Origin of the sequence: Methanococcoides sp. (assembly GCF_030594565.1) — an archaeon.
In the GTDB taxonomy this organism is placed as follows: domain Archaea; phylum Halobacteriota; class Methanosarcinia; order Methanosarcinales; family Methanosarcinaceae; genus Methanococcoides; species Methanococcoides seepicolus.
Map to the genome: position 1 here is coordinate 1 of NZ_JAUVEY010000020.1, position 21,651 is coordinate 21,651.

The 21,651-nt window shown below is 40.9% G+C and carries 25 protein-coding genes; 13 read left to right on the top strand and 12 right to left on the bottom strand.

The annotated features are described in order from the left end of the window. A partial coding sequence (locus QAS77_RS03035) for an MAE_28990/MAE_18760 family HEPN-like nuclease (protein ID WP_305064110.1) occupies window positions 1-608 on the top strand: 608 nt, incomplete at its 5' end. Window positions 609-622: 14 nt separating this feature from the next. Here QAS77_RS03035 and QAS77_RS11590 read toward each other — a convergent pair. Then, on the bottom strand, window positions 623-823 hold the full coding sequence (locus QAS77_RS11590) for an integrase (protein ID WP_442920356.1): 201 nt from the start codon (window positions 821-823) through the stop codon (window positions 623-625). A 518-nt stretch (window positions 824-1,341) separates the two neighbouring features. On the opposite strand from QAS77_RS11590, the gene QAS77_RS03040 reads away from it, so the two are divergent. Further along, complete coding sequence (locus tag QAS77_RS03040) at window positions 1,342-1,881, top strand: hypothetical protein (protein ID WP_305064111.1); 540 nt, start codon at window positions 1,342-1,344, stop codon at window positions 1,879-1,881. A gap of 61 nt (window positions 1,882-1,942) precedes the next feature. Here the strand turns inward: QAS77_RS03040 and QAS77_RS03045 are convergent, their stop codons facing one another. The 3 genes from QAS77_RS03045 to QAS77_RS03055 form a co-directional block, all read right to left on the bottom strand. After that, window positions 1,943-2,989: an integrase gene (locus QAS77_RS03045; protein ID WP_305064112.1), complete on the bottom strand. Its 1,047-nt coding sequence runs from the start codon at window positions 2,987-2,989 to the stop codon at window positions 1,943-1,945. A 76-nt stretch (window positions 2,990-3,065) separates the two neighbouring features. Beyond that, complete coding sequence (locus tag QAS77_RS03050) at window positions 3,066-3,719, bottom strand: hypothetical protein (protein WP_250869125.1); 654 nt, start codon at window positions 3,717-3,719, stop codon at window positions 3,066-3,068. Between the two features lie 470 nt (window positions 3,720-4,189). Beyond that, on the bottom strand, window positions 4,190-5,314 hold the full coding sequence (locus tag QAS77_RS03055) for an ISH3 family transposase (RefSeq protein WP_305064113.1): 1,125 nt from the start codon (window positions 5,312-5,314) through the stop codon (window positions 4,190-4,192). A 331-nt stretch (window positions 5,315-5,645) separates the two neighbouring features. On the opposite strand from QAS77_RS03055, the gene QAS77_RS03060 reads away from it, so the two are divergent. The 3 genes from QAS77_RS03060 (at window position 5,646) to QAS77_RS03070 (ending at window position 7,603) form a co-directional block, all read left to right on the top strand. Beyond that, entirely contained in the window at window positions 5,646-6,458 is an 813-nt protein-coding gene (locus tag QAS77_RS03060; RefSeq protein WP_305064114.1) for an alpha/beta fold hydrolase, read from the top strand. A 180-nt stretch (window positions 6,459-6,638) separates the two neighbouring features. Next, a complete protein-coding gene (locus QAS77_RS03065) occupies window positions 6,639-6,872 on the top strand; it encodes a hypothetical protein (protein WP_305064115.1) in 234 nt (77 codons plus the stop codon). Window positions 6,873-6,895: 23 nt separating this feature from the next. Further along, window positions 6,896-7,603: a hypothetical protein gene (locus QAS77_RS03070; RefSeq protein WP_305064116.1), complete on the top strand. Its 708-nt coding sequence runs from the start codon at window positions 6,896-6,898 to the stop codon at window positions 7,601-7,603. Window positions 7,604-7,607: 4 nt separating this feature from the next. Here the strand turns inward: QAS77_RS03070 and QAS77_RS03075 are convergent, their stop codons facing one another. From QAS77_RS03075 to QAS77_RS03085, 3 genes are all read right to left on the bottom strand, one after another. Then, window positions 7,608-7,883, bottom strand: coding sequence for an ATP-binding protein (locus tag QAS77_RS03075; protein ID WP_250868898.1), 276 nt, complete (start codon window positions 7,881-7,883; stop codon window positions 7,608-7,610). A gap of 3 nt (window positions 7,884-7,886) precedes the next feature. After that, window positions 7,887-8,960, bottom strand: coding sequence for a sensor histidine kinase (locus QAS77_RS03080; protein ID WP_305064117.1), 1,074 nt, complete (start codon window positions 8,958-8,960; stop codon window positions 7,887-7,889). Window positions 8,961-9,134: 174 nt separating this feature from the next. Beyond that, a complete protein-coding gene (locus tag QAS77_RS03085; RefSeq protein ID WP_305064118.1) occupies window positions 9,135-9,359 on the bottom strand; it encodes a hypothetical protein in 225 nt (74 codons plus the stop codon). A 238-nt stretch (window positions 9,360-9,597) separates the two neighbouring features. On the opposite strand from QAS77_RS03085, the gene QAS77_RS03090 reads away from it, so the two are divergent. The 4 genes from QAS77_RS03090 (at window position 9,598) to QAS77_RS03105 (ending at window position 15,909) form a co-directional block, all read left to right on the top strand. Next, entirely contained in the window at window positions 9,598-10,110 is a 513-nt protein-coding gene (locus QAS77_RS03090) for a deoxyuridine 5'-triphosphate nucleotidohydrolase (RefSeq protein WP_250868895.1), read from the top strand. 65 nt (window positions 10,111-10,175) lie between these two features. Next, a complete protein-coding gene (locus QAS77_RS03095; RefSeq protein ID WP_250868894.1) occupies window positions 10,176-10,967 on the top strand; it encodes a 2-amino-3,7-dideoxy-D-threo-hept-6-ulosonate synthase in 792 nt (263 codons plus the stop codon). Window positions 10,968-11,807: 840 nt separating this feature from the next. Beyond that, window positions 11,808-13,553 carry a glycine--tRNA ligase gene (glyS, locus tag QAS77_RS03100; RefSeq protein ID WP_305064119.1) on the top strand — a complete coding sequence of 582 codons (1,746 nt, stop codon included), beginning with the start codon at window positions 11,808-11,810 and terminating at the stop codon, window positions 13,551-13,553. Between the two features lie 79 nt (window positions 13,554-13,632). Beyond that, entirely contained in the window at window positions 13,633-15,909 is a 2,277-nt protein-coding gene (locus QAS77_RS03105; protein ID WP_305064120.1) for a DEAD/DEAH box helicase, read from the top strand. A gap of 68 nt (window positions 15,910-15,977) precedes the next feature. On the opposite strand, the gene QAS77_RS03110 is transcribed toward QAS77_RS03105, so the two are convergent. Further along, entirely contained in the window at window positions 15,978-16,457 is a 480-nt protein-coding gene (locus tag QAS77_RS03110; RefSeq protein WP_305064121.1) for an Sjogren's syndrome/scleroderma autoantigen 1 family protein, read from the bottom strand. A gap of 113 nt (window positions 16,458-16,570) precedes the next feature. Between QAS77_RS03110 and QAS77_RS03115 the strand changes: the two genes are divergently transcribed. From QAS77_RS03115 to QAS77_RS03125, 3 genes are all read left to right on the top strand, one after another. Further along, window positions 16,571-16,846 (top strand): UPF0147 family protein, encoded by a 276-nt coding sequence (locus QAS77_RS03115; RefSeq protein WP_011499015.1) that lies wholly within the window; start codon window positions 16,571-16,573, stop codon window positions 16,844-16,846. 218 nt (window positions 16,847-17,064) lie between these two features. Further along, a complete protein-coding gene (gene sepS / locus QAS77_RS03120) occupies window positions 17,065-18,684 on the top strand; it encodes an O-phosphoserine--tRNA ligase (RefSeq protein ID WP_250868890.1) in 1,620 nt (539 codons plus the stop codon). Between the two features lie 19 nt (window positions 18,685-18,703). Beyond that, on the top strand, window positions 18,704-19,321 hold the full coding sequence (locus QAS77_RS03125) for a DUF169 domain-containing protein (protein WP_250868889.1): 618 nt from the start codon (window positions 18,704-18,706) through the stop codon (window positions 19,319-19,321). A 1-nt stretch (window position 19,322) separates the two neighbouring features. On the opposite strand, the gene QAS77_RS03130 is transcribed toward QAS77_RS03125, so the two are convergent. Further along, complete coding sequence (locus QAS77_RS03130; protein ID WP_250868888.1) at window positions 19,323-19,712, bottom strand: DUF473 domain-containing protein; 390 nt, start codon at window positions 19,710-19,712, stop codon at window positions 19,323-19,325. 6 nt (window positions 19,713-19,718) lie between these two features. Beyond that, window positions 19,719-20,465 (bottom strand): proteasome assembly chaperone family protein, encoded by a 747-nt coding sequence (locus QAS77_RS03135; RefSeq protein ID WP_250868887.1) that lies wholly within the window; start codon window positions 20,463-20,465, stop codon window positions 19,719-19,721. Between the two features lie 170 nt (window positions 20,466-20,635). On the opposite strand from QAS77_RS03135, the gene QAS77_RS03140 reads away from it, so the two are divergent. Then, on the top strand, window positions 20,636-21,229 hold the full coding sequence (locus tag QAS77_RS03140; RefSeq protein ID WP_305064122.1) for a pyruvate kinase alpha/beta domain-containing protein: 594 nt from the start codon (window positions 20,636-20,638) through the stop codon (window positions 21,227-21,229). Window positions 21,230-21,260: 31 nt separating this feature from the next. Here the strand turns inward: QAS77_RS03140 and QAS77_RS03145 are convergent, their stop codons facing one another. Next, window positions 21,261-21,500 carry a hypothetical protein gene (locus QAS77_RS03145; protein WP_305064123.1) on the bottom strand — a complete coding sequence of 80 codons (240 nt, stop codon included), beginning with the start codon at window positions 21,498-21,500 and terminating at the stop codon, window positions 21,261-21,263. A gap of 36 nt (window positions 21,501-21,536) precedes the next feature. Next, a partial coding sequence (locus tag QAS77_RS03150) for a F420-dependent methylenetetrahydromethanopterin dehydrogenase (protein ID WP_305064124.1) occupies window positions 21,537-21,651 on the bottom strand: 115 nt, incomplete at its 5' end.

The following is a 21,651-nucleotide window of genomic DNA, read 5'->3' on the forward strand; positions in this document are numbered from 1 at the left end:
ATGGAGATTTCGCATGGAGAAAAAAAGAGCTAACAATGATAGTTAGCGCTGTAAAAACTTCAACCCAACATACTTTAGACACACGGTTGAGAGCAGCGACTGCACTTCTTTATGCTCATTGGGAAGGATATATAAAAAATGCATCAATTTATTATTTAAATTACATTAGCCATCGCAATTTGAAATATGAAAATCTAACTGATAATTTCATTGCTCTTGCATTAAGAGGAGAGTTTATAACAGCTCAACAAGCCAAAAAAACAAGTATCCATATTAAATTAGTAGATGCTTTGGTTAATAATTTATCAGATGAAGCAAAAATCCCATATATAAATGTAATTGAAACGAAATCTAATTTAAAATGGGAAGTTCTAAAGGAAATCTTAGAGACTTTAGGATTTGAATATTCATTCTATGAAACAAAAGCTAAATTGATTGATAAAAAATTAGTCGACAACAGAAATGATGTTGCGCATGGACAAAGAATGAATATTGAAAAAGACGATTTTATTAATTTATATAAGCAAGTCATGACTATGATCGAATACTTTAGAACCCAAATTATTGATTCAGTTATTAATAAAACATATCTTCGAAATCAAAGTTAAATTTAGTTCGTTTATCATAAAGAAAACATACCTATAATTTTAAGATATTCCTTTTTTGCCTGCTGAACTTTATTGAGATAATGCGCACTTCCCACCGTTAATGCTGCTCTCCCTTGTATGAAGTCAGCTATACTCTCGGTAACACCTCCCTTTACTATAAAATTGAGATGCCATTTGCATATGGTTTGAAAATAAAATAGAATGAGATGATAAATTCAAAGGCTGGTAATTAATATCCGATCCAATGTATTAAAAAGAGTTTAAAATGCAAATTTAATATTACTCTAAGTAATAATGATTATGAAAAATAACAACTTTTCAACTCAATTTTCGAATTGTAAAGTATGCTTTTGTCAAACCAATTGTTCCAGCCACTATGGGAATAGTCAAAATCCCTTCGACAAACCCCCTATTAAATGTAAAAAAAGTATAGAGAACCTATAGCACATGACATAACAACCCTACTGATTGCGATTTTTTATTGATTTGGCCGATAGCGTTTTGAGTATTACTCAGAGTAATTTGAAATATAATTTTTAAAAACATCTCAAATCAATCAGCTTCTTCGAGATAAAGTCAAACTCATGCTATAATTAATTGACAATAATAGGCTGTGCAAGGGCGTATATTATTGTGCGGATTCTTCAAGATACCAGTATTGAATGTTAGATAATTATATATGCTTTCCAAATAGACTATTTCTTGTAAATAATTATATTCGGGAAGTGGTATATTGGATTATGAAATCGCGTTAAAGAACTCCTGGAATGTTGTGAAAGATAACCTCGTAACATTTATAGTTGGTTTATTGATAGCCGCTGTAGGCTCAATATTAATAGTTACCATTGCACCTCTTGCCTATGGTTTTACTTCCATGGCAGTAAAAGGAGCAAGGGGAGAACAAATAGAGATCTCTGATGTCTTTGTAGGTTTCAACAAGGACGATTTTATCAGAAGCTGGACATTCATGCTGATCTATATTGTGATCGCCGCAATACTCGGGCAGATAGCATCCATACTCAGCACAATAGTAGGAATACTTTTCATGTTTACAATGCCATTGCTTGTCATTAAGGGATATGGTGGCATTGAAGGAATAACAGAAAGCATAGAGATTATAAAGACAGTCCCTGTTGAAAGTATAGTCGTTTATGTGATCATGCTTGTTCTCAACATGATTGGTGCACTCCTTTTGGGAATTGGCCTGCTTGTGACAGTACCAATCAGTACAGTATTCTTGGCAAACGCAACATTCGAGCTTTCCGGAGAATAAGTTAAAGTAAATAGTATATCGGCTTTGTAGAAAACCTACTTTGCATTTTATTTGAGGATTTCTACAGAGCAAATTTTTCTATAACTCCCTGATATTCATTCTTTGCCTGTTGCACCTTATTCAAGTAATGTGCACTACCAACTGTCATTGCTGCCCGACCCTGAATGAAATCAGCAATGCTTTCTGTAACTTTAGCCTTAATCATCATGTTCAAATGCCATTTGCGAATAGTTTTGGCAGATACACGACCGTGTCGAATCTTTTCAGTAATATTGTAATAACATCTTGGCTTACCAATAGATTTTAGCTCTGGAATAAATGAAGTCGGGAAAAAGACTTGGAATGTTTTCTTCGTACCTTCAGAGAATGAAGCCGTTGGATAATAAGCTACATCACCATCTACAATGATGTTGCGTTCATCGAAATTATCCAACATCTTATGAATATGTGTAGCCCTGCTTCCAGAATAAACAAGTAGACTAAAGACTGGTTTCAGCACTTCAGGACAAGCAGTGTAAGCCTCTTTGATTTCTTCATCGGTGACATAGACCTCCACAACTCCCGATTTCCTAATCTTTATGAATCGTCTCCACTTGTCGATGCTATAGCCTACTACAACTTCGATTTCTTCATCTTCGCAAAAGTTGAGCAAATTACGTAATCCGCGTGATTCCTTGTCTTTCAACTGTAATTTTCGAAAGTCTTTTGGCTTGTGCACCACATTGTTTTCAAAGAAATTTCTCAATGCACTACGATAACCTTGCTTAGTTTTCTTAGATATATCTTTGAAATTCAACCATTCATAAAATGCATCCTTAGAAGTTTCCCAAAAATCATTAAGACATATATCCTGTACCACATCAGTACTAATTCCTAGTGTTTTACTTGGACTGTTGAAGAAAGAATTTGTTGCATTTTCGACATCAAGCGGCTTCACACGGCAGAGGTCGGGTGTTCGAATCTCCCCGGGCCCATCTGGTTTTTCTGAAGCGGTTGATTGCTGTTTTGACAACATTTCTACTTGTTTATCTAGTGCAGCTAGTCTGGTTTCTACGTCTGAACTGGTAGTAGGTTGCACAACTACGTTGCCATCGAAGTCTTCGTCCAAGGAGATCAAAAACAAGGGTTTTCCATTGTGCTCTGTTTCAAAAACGTGTGCAACCTTGCATTCAAAAACATGAATATCATTTTCTGAACAGACGCGGATTCCGTTCGATGAACTTTCTTTCAGCTTTCTCGAACAGATGGATATGAATCTCTTTCTTCAAATACAAGTATCCCAGTGTAGACATCAACAATGCACTCAGCGTTTCAACGATAAGATCCCACATAGTATCCACCAACCCTGACGTTTGCATATTGAGCCCGAATACCACATCCATTAAATATTCAAATATCTCCCAGATCGCCCCAAATGACACCGCAACGCTGAATGAAAACAGTGCTATGAAAAAGGGGCTCAGATTTACTTGACGTTCAGAATTCAAAACATATACCAGAATAAAGCCAAGGGCTGGAAAGATTATACCCAGGGATATGTGAAGGAAGATATCCCACCACCAGAATATTTCGAAATACTCCCCGTATTCACCCAACATGAGAGATGCATAGATATAGAGCATGATCAGTACTTCGAACTCGTTGGGAAACTCGAACTTATACGTTTTCTCGATTATACTTGGCAGGAAGGTCACGATCAAAACATAGATGAAGAATCCTAGATGCATCCAGTTCCCTGTCAGTATTGCTACTATGCATCCTATGATCAGCACCAATCTGAATATTGAAGATAACCAGAATGCAAACTTGTCAACTCTGTCCATCTCAGCCCTGTTCATGAGTATCCCGTTCTAATCTCTTGTTCATTGTGTCCTGAATGCTCTTTCTCAATATATATATTCAGATAGCAAAGACTCCCTCTAAAAAGAGAGGTCGTAAAGTTATTACTCGTCTGATTTTAATCCACTACGACTACGTCGCCTATAAAGCAGACCTGCAGCAACAACGACTACCGCCTCAACGAATAAGCCTGCGATCATTGTGCCATATCTCCCATCTGATGAACTAGGCATCAATACTGCGGTCTTTATCTTTACAGAATCTGATATCTGGTCGTGGCCATCAGCATCTTCATATTTTATCTCACTGTTTATTATATGACATTCGATATTATTTTAAATAAATTAAAGATTTAATTAAAATTAGTAGGGGGGTTCGAATCTCCCCGGGCCCACCACTTTCAAAATTGATCACTCAAACAAATTCAGTACTTCACTAATATTCCCTCCCTCATATAATATCCTCGCATTCACCTAAAACACTTAACAATTAACCTTGCTTTCAACTTTCTTCTCACCCATTCCACAATTAAATGAACAAACATATCAAACCTAAACATATCAGATTCAATCGTCTTTGGTCCTCTTTTCACTTTCATGAAATGCATTCTCTGTATTGACACCCATGCATTTTTGAAAAGAAACGATATCAGCGCATAAAAATATCGTAACATAGGGTCTTTAGAACACGTTTTCGGTTTTACCACATTTCGCATCCTATAAGAGGATTCTATAGCAAACCTTTTCCTGTAAGTGTCACTGACTTTTCTTGGATCCCAATCAATCCCATAAACAACAAATCCAAGGTTCTCACACCCATTCTTTCCTCGCTTCCCTTTTCTGTATTTGACATCAATAGCAATGTCAAGCTCCACTTTTCCTTTTGTGCTATTCATCGTATATGTGTCATAACGCTTTTTTGTTCCATCAAGAATATTTTTCAACTTTTTTCCCATTTTAACAACAGGAACAATATGTGCAACCTCATTTTCCTGTAAAAAAGAAAAAACCTCTCTTGAATAGAATTCTCTGTCCAAACAAAGAACATTGATCTTGAGTTTAATCTGTTTTATCTGGTCTATGAAATATTTGAGATAATCTGTCTTGGAGTTTCCTTTTTTCACAGGAAGCACAGAAATTGTAACCCTTTCATCTTTGTCAATAATGCAAAGCGAGATGTAAGAATAGAATGAGTTCGTTGATTTTTTGGCTTGACCTCTAATCACATATCGATTATTGCTATCATCTATGCCTCCATAGTATGGATCATTCGTATAATCAATAGCAAAGTCATGCTTTTTCTTTTGTTTGAGAGTTTCAAGTGATGATTGTAAGAGTATTTTTGTATTGTGTTCAATGAGTTGATCCAACTCGATTTTTTGTAAATGGTATCTCATTGATGTTTCACAAGGAATCTTATGATACTGTTTTTTAATTGAATGAATTGAACGGTTCCATGTTGCCATACCAAGAACACTGGCAAATAGATCTTTGCAATTGAGAGAACCATTGATTGGAATATGGATATTGTCGAGAAGAGGCTGTAAAACAGTTTTGATGCAGTGGGTTGGTGTTAGTTCTAGTCGAGGTAACATGGAGGGGAATTTTAACCGTATATAAATGTGCCGTTTGATGTGGATTTATGGGGTTAAGCAAAAATTAGAGAACTACTGAACTTACTATTTTGATATATAAAATGTTTCTGAAAATTATTGCATTATACTATATTAAAACTAATTATTAGACCAAGTATAAAGAATATAACCTAGAATAATTATAACAGAAATACATAATATGTTTTCTAAGATCATGCTCCAGCAAAATCATAGAAATTTTATCAAATACATCTTTGGGTGAAAACGGAGTTACAAAGGAATGCCATAAATGGAAGTGTCCTTTTTATATATTAAATTCTATTCAAATTTCATGAAAATAATAAATGTAATTCTAACATTGATTCTTATAACTCTTGCATTTTCAGGTTGTATTGGAACAGAGGATCAAAGCTCACCATACGATTCTTCAACAATTTCGATCAATTCATCCCCCGTAAAATATGCTCATGTTAATGACATTGAAATAGGATACCGGGAATTCGGATCAGGAGAACCACTTTTGATCATCATGCCTTTTGCTTCAACAATGGACATGTGCAATGTGACCTTTATCGAGCATTTAGCCGGTAGTTACAGGGTCATCCTCTTTGATAATCGAGGAATGGGATATTCCTCCGAAAATAATGGATCGTTCTCGATAGCCTTGTTCGCCAACGACACTGCAGATCTGATGGATGCACTTGGACTGGATTCTGCACATATCTTTGGCTCCTCCATGGGATCAGTGATCGCTCAGGAACTGGCCCTTGAACACCCTGAGAAAGTGGATTGGCTGATCCTTTCATCGACAACATATAGTCTCGATGTTCCGCAGACAGAGATCCTGAAGAACAGACTTCAATATAGGGCTTCTGACCCTGATACGGACCCAGTGCTTAGAAAGTATGCAGAAGGGAATCTGGAATGGAGCGGCACATATGAACGCCTGCCTGAAATTCAAAATAAAGTGCTGCTTCTTGCAGGCAACAAGGATGTGCTCACACCTTCAGAGCTTTCTATGGAGATTACAGAACAGGTTCCTGATGCACACCTTGTCCAATTTGAAGATGTGGGACATTTAGGAGAGCAATACCTTCCTGAAGAATATGCAGATACGATCGTATATTTCCTGGGATTTGAGTGATCTGATAGTCTGGCGGTTTCATGGAGTCTAATTGATGTGCTCTTTTGATCGTGTCACCAGAATCTGCATAGCCTCATTGATGGTGTTCATAGATACAGTTCCGAAGGTCATTAAAGCTAAAATTATTGCAAGATCAAACATACACCTAAATCCCCAAACCCAAAACTAAACCCAGATAAAATGCACAAAATATCCCCCATCCCCCTGATCGGAACCCTCTCCATGTTCTTTGCCGAAGTATTCTCAGGCGCATCTCAGACATGGTTCATCAACGGATGGGGAATACTCGTAACCTTTCCGCTCTATCTGGCACACCTGCTGTTCTTCCTTGCAATAGCAATGAGAACGAAACGGACATCTCTTTCGCAGTTGTACCTTTTCGGAGTAATGTTCGCATTGTACGAAGCAGGATAACGAAGGTCCTCTGGGCAGGATATATGGATACAGAAGGACCTTCACTTGGCACGTTCCTTGGATTGGGTGTAGCCGAATTTCCAGTACTGGTCCTTTTCTGGCATCCTATAATGTCCTTTATAGTTCCGATACTTGTCTTTGAGATACTTACAGGGAAAACACTGGTACAACATAGTGAGATTCTGAAAAGGAGTGGCAGGAAAACTATAGTAATAACTCTACTATTGATACTTCTAAGTTCTTTCATAGCGAATGGGAACGGTTTCGACCCGGTATTGGCGATCATGTCCGTTGCAGGGTCTTTGCTGATCATCGCAGTCCTTTACAGATTGTCAAAGGGAACTGACATAGCACAACTCGTGCCTGGAAAGAGGGGATTCAGAGTGCTATGTTTGTATCTATTGGCACTTTACATGATAACATTCATGTTTCTGCTTCCTGAAAGGATACCTACCACAATAGCTCCATATATTTCGATAATATGTTTCTATATGATTGCCATAGCCTTGCTTTCAAGGTCTGAAAAAGGAATTGTACAGATCATTCAATTGGAAGATAAAGACTATTCTCCACGAAACTTTGTCATGTTCATACCGGTCTTGATATTGGCTGTCATAATAGCATGCCTAGTACCAAATATCAGTACAAATGTGCTCATGTTGACATACTTCTCATTGATCATTACCGGAACAGTGATGTTTGTCAGCGTTGTTCGCAATATCATCAAATGAAACATTAAAAAGGGATCCCTTCAGAAGGAAGAGGAACATTAAAACTAAATCTACTGCCAATGCCAAGTTCACTTTCGACCCACACATTACCACCATGCATTCTTATTAATTTCTTGACGAGTGCAAGACCAAGACCTGTACCTTCGAACCGACGGTTTAAAGCTGAATCTGCCTGTGTAAAAGGTTTAAAAATATCACAAAAGGCAGATTCCGGAATTCCGATACCGTTATCTTCAACTTTGACGACTAAATTGCCAGCATGCTGTTCTGCCCGGACCATTATCTAACCACCTTCAGGTGTGAACTTTATAGCATTGGACACCAGATTGAAAAGGACCTGTTTTAATTTCAGCTTGTCAGCATGAATGTGAATATCATCAGCTTCTATTCTCATATTCAAGCATAAATTTTTATTTTGTACAAGAGGAGAGACAATTGATTCCACATTTTTCAACACATCTACAAATAAAATATTTTCAGTCTGAAGCTCCATTTTATCAGCCTCTATTTTTGAAAGGTCCAGAATATCATTGATCACATCCAGCAAGTGTTTTCCGCTTGAAGTAATATTGTCCACATATTTTGTTTGTTTCTCATTGAGTGTTCCGAAAGTTCCCAGCATTAACATTTCAGAAAAACCAATGACCGCATTCAGAGGAGTTCGAAGTTCATGGCTCATATTAGCCAGAAATTCACTCTTTGTCTTGTTTGCAACCTCAGCAACTAGTTTAGCTTGAATTGCCATAGCCTCTGCTTTTTTCCTATCAGTGATATCGACAATGATACCTTGGAAACGAGTTGGATTCCCTGAATTATCGGTCTCTATCAATGACGTTTCATTGACCCAGTGAATGTTACGTTCACTATCCAGTATCCTATATTCTTTTTTAAATTCATTACTCTTGTTTTTGATGCATTCTGAAAGGGAGATCAAATAATCATCAATGTCCCATGGATGAATAATATCCCTATAGAGGAACTTATGAGATGTTAGATCTTCTGTAGAGTATCCAAACTGAGAGATATTATCTGATACAAAGTCAATGGGAAAGCCATTTTCCGAATTTCGAAGGAATGCAACTACCGGACTGTCCCTATAGATAGCCTTCAGCTTTTTTTCCTTCTTCATCAGTTCCGGGGAAGAGCGCAGGTGTTTCCTGTACTTTTTGCTAAGAAGGTCCACCAGATATGTCCACATACCATTCCTTTTCAGGATAGTGTTGTCCCGATCATCCATCAGATCGAAGACCTCAGAAGAGGAAAAGGATTCAAGAGGGCAAGTAAACAGGGTTGTAAGCTCGATAGCTGAAGTTGAAGAGATTATCAACTCCCTGCAATGTCTGAGAAAAGGAAGCATTTGGCCTTTGTCTGCAGTAAGATCAATATTAACCCGCAATCCATTGAATCCATTTGCAATAGCATATTTCTGTTTATTTTCCAGAAGTTCTATTATAGCATCACAAAAGGTCTCAGCATTTGAAAGTAATGCAGGATCTACAAGTACATGATCGAAATTAGAGGAACATGAGCCCTAGCCAATAAGTGCCATCCTTTCCCCAATAAAAGCGTTTGAATATTCACATTCTTTTATCTCAGGAGTTATCCAGATACAAAGGTCATTGCATTTAGAACCTGAATTTAAAAAAGATGAAACAAAATCAATTACATCATCATCATTTTTGTACACAAGCGTAATATGCCCACCATGTGGAACTTCTGATAGAGAGAAATCCATTTTTCCGAAATAATCTTGCATGATATTACCAACCGTATCATCGATCGCATAAATTCATAGACGAAGAAAGGACTATGAATCTAAAACAACTTTACTTTACATATATCAAGCTGAGTGATTGCAAAGGTTATATATAAACATATCTTCGGTCTTTTGTTTAGCAATATTTCAAAAAAAGATAATATAATTAATTTATTGAATCTTATCCTAACTATAGTCTCCCGAAATTCTAATAACCGATACCCGCCATCCCCACCCCATGACCCTTTTATCCCAAAATGAATTGAGAGAACTTGTGCTTGCGAATCCGCCACTTGTCGAGAACATGATCGACATGGATACCCAGCTTCAGCCAAACGGTGTTGAGATGACACTTAAGGAAATAAGGACCATTGAAGGCCCGGGTGCGGTTGATTTTGATAATTCAGGCAGGAGACTGTCCGAGGGTAATAAAATCGAGTTCAATGAGGACGGATGGATACACATTGAGCCAGGGATATACAAAGTGCTTTTGAACGAGATCGTGAACATACCAAAGACCCTTGCAGCAATAGCAAAACCAAGATCTACACTGATAAGGTGTGGAGCAACTCTTGAGACTGCTGTTTGGGATGCTGGATATTCAGGAAGGAGCGAGTGTATGTTAGTTGTTCACAACAAGGACGGGTTCGACCTTAAAAAAGATGCAAGGATAATGCAGCTTCTTTTCTATCATCTTCACACAGAAGTGGAAGAAGGCTATAGCGGACGTTACCAGAATGAGAACATCTAAACTTCAGAGATTTTACATTACATTTACCAGAAAAGATATGTAATATATACACTATTTTTCATATTATGAGCGAAATAGGCAAATCTGTCAGGATGGAGCGTATATTCGACAGAAATACTGGTAATGCAATTATAATCCCAATGGATCACGGCGTAGGTGCAGGACCTATCAAGGGCCTTATAGACATGCCTGCAACTGTCAACAAGGTGGCAGAAGGCGGTGCAAATGCAGTACTTGGTCACATGGGACTTGCAAAGCACGGTCACAGAGGCTATGGCAGAGATGTCGGACTTATTATTCACCTCTCCGGTTCAACATCACTTGGACCTGACCCCAACCACAAAGTACTGGTAACCACCATGGAAGAAGCCATCAAAGTTGGTGCAGATGCTGTTTCTGTGCACATCAACGTTGGTGCTGAAGATGAAGCTGAAATGTTGAAGGACCTGGGTTTTGTCGCTAAGAAATGTGACGAATGGGGAATGCCCCTTCTTGCCATGATGTACCCCCGAGGTGCAAAAGTGCCTTCTGAGCATGATGTGGAGTATGTGAAGCACGCAGCAAGGATCGGTGCAGAACTTGGCGCGGATATCGTCAAGACCAGCTATACAGGTGACCCTGATTCATTCAAGGAAGTCATCGACGGATGTCCCGTACCTGTTGTTATTGCAGGCGGACCTCAGATGGATACGGAAAAAGAGATCCTTCAGATGGTTACCGATGCACTAAGTGTAGGCTGCAAGGGTGTAGCAATGGGCAGGAATGTGTTCCAGGCAGATGACCCAACAAGACTCGTCAATCTCCTCTCAAAGGTCATCCACGGCGGAATGAGCGCGGATGAAGCTTTGGAAGATTGATAAGAGTTAATTGAAAGATAAAGGCCGGGTAGACCGGCACTATTTTTATTTTTGCATAACTTATTACATCGAAGTTACGGCTCTTTTTAAGGAACCCTCATGCACAGTCCTAACCAAAGCTCCTGAGATGTGATCATAGAAGAACAGGAAAACAATGCTAGAATATAGAGGTAATTAAGATCAGAGTAGATACAAAGTATTTAGAATGAAAAGAAGTGAAGCAAGACCGTGATGGAATGATCAAAAAAATCAGTTTGTGGTGGTAGTGGTACGATATGATTTTTATCGGCCTTGCTTATCCCATACAATGTAACAACCTGTATATAAAGATTATTATAGACATTATTATTATGATAATGGCAAAATATTAACCGAAATACCAGACCATATAGCATATTCAATCCCCATATAGCTCGTCGTAACATTCTTGCATCGAGATTTTAGACATTCCCCATAACTTTCAAACTAGGGATCCTGACATACAATGACAAAAGAACAAGGACCCAATGTTAGTAGATAGAAGGCAGTAAAATCAGAGCATACAGAGCATTCAACATTTGAAAGGAAAAGAATTATAGCAAGACCGTGATGGAATGACCAAAAAAAATCAGTTTGTGGTGGTGGTACGATATGATTTTTATCAGCCTTGCTTATATATACAATGTAACAACCTGCATATAAAGATTTCCATTATTATCATCATCATAATGATTGATTTTGTATAAAATACAAGCATTACACAAAAGATATCACGATAAGATTAAATGTAATGTAAATATCGAATGTATCATATTTAGCTTCCACACATCAAAATAATCACGAACTTTAAGAGGATCTATCATGGACAGGTATGAACAGGTAATTGAACTGGCAAAAAGAAGAGGCTTTTTATGGAATTCCTTTGAACTCTACGGCGGAGCTGCCGGATTCTATGATTATGGACCCCTTGGATGCACTTTAAAGAGAAGAATTGAGCAGATCTGGCGTGAACTTTATGTGATACATGAAGGGTTCATGGAGATCGAAACCCCAACCGTAGGAATCGAGGACGTCTTTGTTGCATCCGGCCACGTAGGGGGCTTTTCAGACCCACTCTGCGAATGTCAGGAATGCGAGGAAGCTTTCAGGGCAGATCACCTTGTCGACAAGATAGTAGAGGTCGCAGATGCATTGAGCAATGAAGAACTTGACAGGCTCATAGAGGAGAATGATATCGGCTGTCCTGAATGTGGCGGCAAGCTTGGAAAAGCATATGAGTTCAACCTCATGTTCAAAACGAATATCGGCCCCGGGACTGGAAGACAAGGCTACATGCGTCCGGAAACCGCACAGGGAATGTTCATTAACTTCCAGAGGCTTTCCAGATATTACCGTGACAAGTTACCCTTTGGTGCGACCCAGATAGGAAAATCCTACCGTAATGAGATATCCCCCAGGCAGGGAGTCATCAGGCTGAGGGAATTCACACAGGCAGAAGCTGAGATATTCACCCATCCAAAAGAGAAAGGGCACCCCAACTTCGAAAGATTTGCAGAGGTCACCCTGAACCTATACTCCGATGAAGCACAGGAGAAGGGTGCCATCGAGCAGATGACGGTAAAGGAAGCTGTTGAGAATAACATGATTGCACATGAGTTCCTCGCATACCACATCGCACTCACGAACCATTTCCTCCAGCGCGTGGGCATAGCTGCTGACAAGCTAAGGTTCAGACAACACCAGAAGGATGAGATGGCACACTACGCCATCGATTGCTGGGATGCTGAGATACTGACCGATAGATTCGGCTGGATAGAGGTGGTCGGCATTGCGGACAGGACAGACTTCGACCTGAAAGCACATGCAAAGACAAGCGGTACCGAACTTGAGATACACATTGAATATGAGGAGCCGAAGATGGTCGAGCAATTCGTTGTGAAACCGGACATGGGTGAGCTTGGACCATTGTTCAAAGGAAAGGCAAAGGCTGTTGCTGATGCACTCAAGGAATTGAGTGAAGATGAACTTAGCAAGGACGAGATCAAAGTAACTGTTAATGGAGAAGAGTTCACAGTACCTTCCGAAATAATCAGCTATGCGCAAGAGACCGTAAAGGTCAGCGGTGAAAAGATAGTACCTCATGTCATCGAGCCTTCATACGGTATAGACAGGATACTGTACTGTACAATGGAACATGCGTTCGATGAAGAAAAGGTCGAAGCTGAAGGCGACGAGGAGGAAGAGGAAAGGATGGTCCTCAGGTTCAGGAACGAAGTTGCACCTGTACAGGTTGCCATCCTCCCCCTCCTTACAAGGGATGAGCTTATCGAGCCTGCAAAGGCGATAGCACAGAAACTTCGTGAAAGAGGCTTACTTGTTGCCTACGATGATTCAAGAGCAATCGGTCGCCGCTACCGCAGGAACGATGAGATTGGAACTCCATATTCCATCACCATCGATTACGATACCCTTGAAGACAATTCCGTCACCATAAGGGACCGCGATACAATGAAACAGGTCAGAGCATCTGTAGAAGGTATCGAGGACTCGATCTACGACCTTGTCTATGGAAAACTGAACCTTGAAAATGCGGGCGTGAGCATCTAATACTTTCACCCCGCTTGCCTCATATTTAAAAGGGTTAAGAACAGTATTGCCTCAAGCAAATTTCGAACCTATAGTAAATATGAGCGAACACATTAAGCACCCACTGGTCAAACCTGATACAGTCGAACAGCGATTGTATCAGCTTGACCTTGCCGGAAAGGCACTATCAGCACCAACACTGGTAGTGCTGCCAACAGGTCTTGGAAAAACTATAGTCGCCCTTCTTGTCATAGCTTCACGCCTGCAAAAGACAGGCGGAAAAGCACTCATTCTATCCCCCACAAAACCCCTTGTAGAACAGCATGCCGCTTTTTTGAGATCCACACTGAACATCCCGGAAGATGAAATACTGACCTTTACAGGTGCAGTAGCGCCTGAAAAAAGAGAAGAGCTCTGGAAGAAGGGAAAAGTTATCATTTCTACCCCGCAGGTCATTGAGAACGACATCCTTACCAAGCGCATAAGCCTGGAAGATGTCTCCCACATTACATTTGATGAAGCACATCGAGCTGTTGGCAATTATGCTTATACATATATAGCCGAAAGATATTTCGAGGATGCCAAAAACCCACACTGCCTTGCGATAACTGCAAGTCCGGGAAGTTCTGATGAGAAGATAAGTGAGGTATGCACGAACCTTTACATTCGTTCAGTTGCGATAAAAACAGAAACAGACCCTGATGTAATACCCTATATCCATAAAAAAGAGGTCGAATGGAATCATGTGATACTACCTTCTGAGATGAAGGAGCTGAAAACCCTTCTGGAAAAGGTCCTCGAGGACAGATTCCAAAAACTGACCGAACTTGGATATTCCATCCCATACGGCAAGAAAACTTCAAAGATGGACCTGCTCGGGCTTCAGAAAAAATTACAGGGACAGATCCGAGAAATGGCCGAACCTGCAGTCTACAGCGCCCTATCGATCCTTGCAGAAGTCATGAAGGTAAGTCATGCTGTGGAGATAGTAGAAACACAGGGCATCGAAGCACTTAAAAAATATACAGCCCGACTTGAGAACGAGGCCACTTCCAGAACAGGAAGTAAGGCTTCAAAAAGGCTTTCTGATGACCTTTATATGAGACAGTTGTACAAAAGGCTCGAGGAATGCACCACAGAACATCCGAAACTTGCCGTTGTAAAAGATATTGTCTCAAAGGAACTAAATGGCAAACCCGACTCCCGTGTGATCGTCTTTACGAACTATCGCGATACCTCTGAAATGGTGACGAACGCCCTCTCCGAAATAGAAGATATAAGGCCTGTCAAATTTGTGGGACAAAGTTCCAAGTTCAAGGACAAGGGGCTTACCCAAAAACAACAGGTCGAGATCATAGAGAAGTTCAAGGCTGGAGAATATAATGTCCTTGTGGCAACATCCGTTGCAGAAGAAGGACTTGATATCCCAGCTACCGATCTGGTGCTGTTCTATGAACCGGTCCCTTCCGAGATAAGAAGCATACAGAGAAAAGGCAGGACAGGAAGAAAACACGAAGGACGTGTAGTAGTACTTGTTACAAAAGGAACCCGGGACGAAACATACTACTGGAGCTGTGCACATAAAGAAAAGCGTATGCAGAGCAATATGCAGCAATGGCAGGAGAATATGTCAGAGTTGAATAGAGCAAACGCTGAAAATGACAAGACCGACATTGCAAGTGAGTTTAGGGGTGGGAAGGAACAACAGACCGGGCTTTCAGACTTCTCTGACGAGGAAGTGACGGTAGTCCTCGACCAGAGAGAGATCAGAAGCACCGTTGCACGCAGTCTTGAGAAACTTGGGCTTAACATCGTTGTAAAAACACTTGAGGTAGGAGATTATATTGTAAGCGACCGGGTGGCAATCGAGCGCAAGAGTGCCGAAGACCTTGTCAATTCCCTGCTTGACCGCAATATATTCAGGCAGATATCCGACCTTGCAGGAGCTTATGAAAAGCCCATACTTATCATCGAAGGAGAAGGTTTGTTCACCACAAGGATGATCAACCCCAAAGCTATCCACGGAACACTTGCTTCATTGGCACTGGACTTTGGAGTGTCCATACTTCACACAAGAGATGCAGAAGACACAGCATCCCTGATAGGCATACTAGCAAAGAGAGAACAGATCGATGAAAAACGCAGTACCAGCATACACGGAAAAAAATCTTCAATGCTGTTATCACAACAACAGGAATACATAGTATCATCCATCAGTGACATCGGACCGAATGCTGCAAAGAATCTCCTTGAACACTTCGGAACCGTGGAAGATGTTATGAAAGCAGAGCTTGAGGAGTTGAAGGAAGTAAAGAACATTGGACCGAAGACCGCAGGAAAGATGCGGGAAATACTTAGCAGCAAATATAAAAATTGAAAAAGAAAGAGCAACCGGAAATACCGGTTTTCTACTATCGTTTTATGAGAATTCTGTTTTTAAGAAGCTTATTTCAGTCTTTCAAGGATGTCAAGACATCTATCTATAATATCGAGATATTCCTCCATCCTGCGAGGATCGGTCTCGACCTGAAGCAGACCGGCAATGTGCCCAATTTTCAATTTCAGGCTTTCTGCAACTGAATTCAGACCTTCGATAGGAACTGCTGCCGAAATTTGCCCTGGCATATCATCATGAGAAAGTTCTTCAGAACGAACCAGCGGTTGTCGTACAGGAGCTTCGGGAGAGCTGGCAATGCCACCTGCCTGAGGAACTTCTTTAATTTCATTTCTTGCTAATACAACCTGTTGTCCTGCATTTTGCTGTTGACCGGAATTCGCATTGCTGTCCTGACATATTGGGCAAAGTACTTCTCCCTGGTACCTGAACATTGGAGCACCACATGTAGTACAATGCTGTGCAAGCATAGTACCGCCCATTTCCAGCAATCTTGATATCTGTTTTATTTTATCGTCACTATCGCTCATTTGTTCACCTTTGATCACTGCATGAATGAAAGTCTTTTTATAGGATATAATAGTTAGGGGTAATACAACATAAATTCTTATTTTATCATTAAACCATTATTAAGGTGATCCAAATGTTAGGTGCCAGCGAACCTGAAGACGTCATTAAACAATGCACACAGGTGTTAGAACATATAGCGAACGACAATTCCGTACCAAGGAATATCAGACGTTCCGCAAACGACATCCTTGCAACTTTGAAAAACGAAGCAGAACCCCTTTTCCTGAGAACATCATCCAGTATTTCCATATTGGAAGATATCAGCAACGACCCAAACATTCCATTACATACAAGGACACTTATATGGAATGTCGCAAGTCAGCTCGAGACCATCCCTGTTGACGAGTGATCGTTTACGATACAACAAAGAACATTCTGATCTGACGATCAGATCTTTTCTTATCTTTTTATTTGCAGATATTCAATACACTGAATATTTTTGATCGATAACACCCATTCAATGACCTTACGGGCTGTTCATCGAACGTAACTATAAAATGTGTTGATACATCTTTATACCTGAGCTAACGATTACGAGCACACTATTAAAAATAACGAGATTTTACCATGAAATTCGATCCTGAATCCATAAAGAAAGCTGCTAAGGAAGACTTTGACTCTGCATGGACAAGTGGCAAAGACCTTATAAAAAAAGCAGGCCTGAACCAGCAGTACCCTCACACATCATTCAACTTCGGAAAAGCACATCCTGTCTATGATACGATAGCAAAGCTCAGAGAAGCTTATCTTCGCATGGGCTTCGATGAGATGATGAATCCGCTTATCGTTGATGAGAAAGAGGTTCACAAACAATTCGGACATGAAGCACTGGCAGTCCTTGACCGCTGTTACTACCTTGCCGGACTACCAAGACCAAATGTAGGTATCTCCGACCAACGCATTGCAAAAATAAAAGAAATGCTTGGCGGTATCGATGATGAAGGTATCGAGACAATAAGGAAAGTGCTGCATTCTTACAAGAAAGGCGAGGTAGAAGGAGATGACCTTGTCCCCGAGATAGCAATTAAGCTAAACGTGTCCGATGCGCTTGTGGTCGAGATGATAGACCAGGTGTTCCCGGAATTCAAGGAACTTACCCCGCAAGCCACCACCAAGACGCTCAGAAGCCATATGACATCAGGATGGTTCATTTCACTCTCAGGCATTCTTGAACGTTCCAGACCACCATTCCACTTATTCTCCATCGACCGTTCGTTCAGAAGAGAACAGCAGGAAGATGCATCACGCCTTATGACATATTATTCAGCTTCCTGTGTCATAATGGATGAAGATGTCACTGTAGATCACGGAAAAGCCGTTGCTCAAGGATTATTGGCACAGTTCGGTTTTGAGAAGTTCATGTTCCGCCCGGATGAGAAAAGGAGCAAATATTACGTACCTGATACACAGATCGAGGTCTTTGCATACCATCCAAAGCTTGTTGGCTCCAATACCAAATATTCTGACGGCTGGATAGAGATCGCGACCTTTGGAATCTACTCGCCGACAGCACTTGCCGAGTATAACATTCCATGCCCGGTCATGAACCTCGGGCTTGGTGTTGAAAGGCTTGCCATGATACTCCACGATTCCACCGACCTTAGAGGTATGACATATCCACAGATACCACAATACGCTGAATGGGATCTAAAGGACAGCGAACTGGCAAGAATGATATTCGTTGACAAACTTCCGGAAACCCCTGAAGGACAGGAGATCCTTGAAGGCATAGTCAAACAATGTGACATGCACGGATCAGAGCCAAGTCCCTGTGAGTTCGTTGCCTGGGAAGGTACACTTAAGGGTAAGAAAGTGAAGGTCTCCGTGATAGAACCTGAAGATGAGACTAAGCTTTGCGGACCGGCAGCTTACAATGAGGTACTTGTTTACGAGAACGATGTTCTTGGCCTTCCTAACAACAAAAAGTGGAAAAAGGCCTTTGAGAACCATTCTGCAAGGACTGGCGTGAGATTTATCGAAGCTTTTGCAGCACAAGCAGCAAAAGAGATCGAGGAAGCTGTGGACAACGGGGAAAAGGAATGTGAGACAAGGGTAAGGATAGTCAAGGTCCCTTCCGAGATAAACATCAAGCTCGACCCCCTGGGCCAGAGATACATCACAGGCAAGAAGCAGAAGATCGATATTCGCGGACCTGTGTTCACCACCGTGAGAACAGAGATCGAGTAAATCAATATTGGGATGACACATGTTCACAGAGATAGCTAAACTGATGGATGACGGAGAACCTGTTTGCGTTACCTTTCAGGAAGGCGACATCGGAGAGGAATATGACCTCCTCTATTGTGAAATGATAACAAAAGCACGCAAGGGAGATATTTTCCTTGCTGCATCCCAAAGTTGCCCCCCTGGCAAATATGTCCTGAGCACATCCGAAGATAAGCCGGATAAATACTATTTGGCATCAGGACGCTACATCGATGCAGAAACTGCACAAAAGGCAGTATCTGCACTCCCCAGGATAAAGAAGAAATATGATCATATCAGGATAGAGCCGCTGTCAGAGAACAACGGTGAGTTCGATGTTATCATTCTCTACCTTAAGCCTGAAATGGCCATGAGGGGCGTTCAGGCACTAGCATATAATGATGGAGAAAGAGTCAATATCGACACTTTCGGTGCAGCATCCATTTGCGGAGACTGTACCGCCCTTGCTATTGAGAAAGGTGTCGGGTTGTCCTATGGTTGCAAAGGTTCACGCAAGCATAGCGAATATGACGACAATGAGATACCCATTGGCATCGATCTTGAGAACGCAAAGAAAATAGAGAAGGGATTAAAGAATATCCCCGAGACACGTCATTGAATCAGCGTGCTTCATAGAAACAGGCCTGTTCAGCATCCACAAGTGTGACTTTTCCCAACTCATTGGAAAGTATGTTATTTATGCGAGCCAGTCCAATTGATTTCAGTTGAAGGCGTATCATCATGGACTCATGTTCTTCATAAAAAGTGTCATTCCCTGTGACGGTCCTGTGCGTTGATACATGGTGTTTTACAACCTGTGCCACCACACCTGGAGTTCCACGCATAATATCCTGTACAGACGTATGGGTCACAAAGATATGATCACCCACATTGAGGTTCAGTGATGTGAAAAAGTTCTGAGGACTTCTTATCTCGATAGTGCGTAACAGATTAGCCTTCAAGTCAGACATCACAATATCTGAGATCCCCGTAAGTGCGACGTATTCCATACCAGATCACCCATACATTGGATATTCCTTTCGTGGTGTTGTCGCCTGTTCGCTTGATCTTACATCTTCAGCGAGTTTCTGCATTTCGATCTCGATCTTCTCTGCTTGTTCGATAAGATCATCTGTGTCTATCGAAAAATCATACAGGGAATTTAGAACATCGACAACTACTGCTGCGGCCCTTGGATCAGGATTCTGCGTCTTTGTAGCGCCCAGCAGACTGATCGCCGGAATATTTTGCATGAAACATTCTGCCATCACACTGCCAGAAATACCTGAGATCGTACCCATCTGGAAGATCTCCACATGCTCCCTGATCCTCTCAAGCATTTCTTCAGTTGTTGCAGCTCCGAACACTTTATATTCGTCACTCATGGTAGCAATGCCCGCAATAGAGACAATTTCTTTCACGCCTATGGATTTTGCCCATCCGACAAGTGCCTTGCTCACATCATAGGAAACAGAAGGATTGATAGGAATATCCGAGACCACCATGATGGTGTTGTGTTCCACATTTTCATAGATCCTTACAGGCATGTTCACCAGCCCTTCATACAGAACGGCTATCGGCGGGAAATAGCGAGACTCAATGGAACCTATATATTCCATATTTAATTCTTCAATTATTTGCTGGCTGGCAATATTGCCCACAAGACCAATACCCGGAAAACCTTCTATCAGGATAGGATCCTTTGATTTTACCGGCCTTGTTATGATATCTACATCGATAGCGTCGTAATCTGTTTCTAACAAAAGAATCACCCTATGAGAATATTAACCCCTTAATTCACTTATTATATAATTAGAGGATACTCATAGATAAGTACATCGTATTATAAAAAGAAGAAAACGACATAATTAAACCAAATGATAACGAAATAGATGCAAATAACAAAGATGCATACAAATAATGGAGGAATATTATGGAAAGATCTATACTATATTTTGATGATGTTGGTAAACAGAATACCGATGATGTTGTGAAAGTAGCGGCTGCCAGGGCTGAAGAGCTAGGGATCGAATATATCGTACTTTCAAGTACTGAAGGCCATACTGCATTGAAGATGGCAGAAGCAGTAAAGGGTAAAAATGTGAAGGTGATCGCTGTCACTCATCAATATGGACTCCGAGAAGATGGAAAGTGGGAGATGGATGAGGATAATTTAAAGAAACTTCAGGAAATGGGAGTAATTGTTACAACACAGTCACATATGTTCTCAGGTGTAGAGCGTGCCATTTCAAATAGACTGGGCGGTGCAAGTCGTGCAGATGTGATCTCCGATACGCTGCGTGCGGTCTTTGGCAAAGGTTTCAAGGTAGCCCTTGAAGTTGTGATGATGGCTGCAGATTCAGGCCATATACCCGTATCAAAGGATACAGAGGTTATCGCCATTGGTGGTACACGTCAGGGTGCAGATGTAGCACTTGTTGTAAGACCAGCACATTCACAGAATTTCTTCAACATGCAGGTTCGTGAGATACTGGCAATGCCACGTGAAAAAGAAGAACCAAAGTAAATTCGGACGGTATCCCCCAGGGATGCCTTTTTTATTTTACTTCGTCCTGAGTTACATCATCACTTTCTGATTCATTATCATTACATTCATTTTCATCAATATTGAACTCATTTTCATCAGAATTGCATCCATTCTCCCCGTTATTGCTTGGTGGAGATGAACTATTCTTCTCAGTGTGCATAAATGAAGCAGTCTTGAGCTCCATTGCAGTGAGTACAATAAGGACCAGAAATGCGGCAATTGCGATCGCAACGGTTGTAAGTGTGTCCATGGAAATATTAAAAAAAGAGAAGTGTCAAAAAGACACTTACTGTTGTTTTTCGTACAATGCAGTCTTTGACAAAATGTTGCCTTTCTTTGCGTGTGGCTGCCTGAGGACTGTATCGTTTGATTTCTCGATCTCACGTGCGTCGATCGCGAGC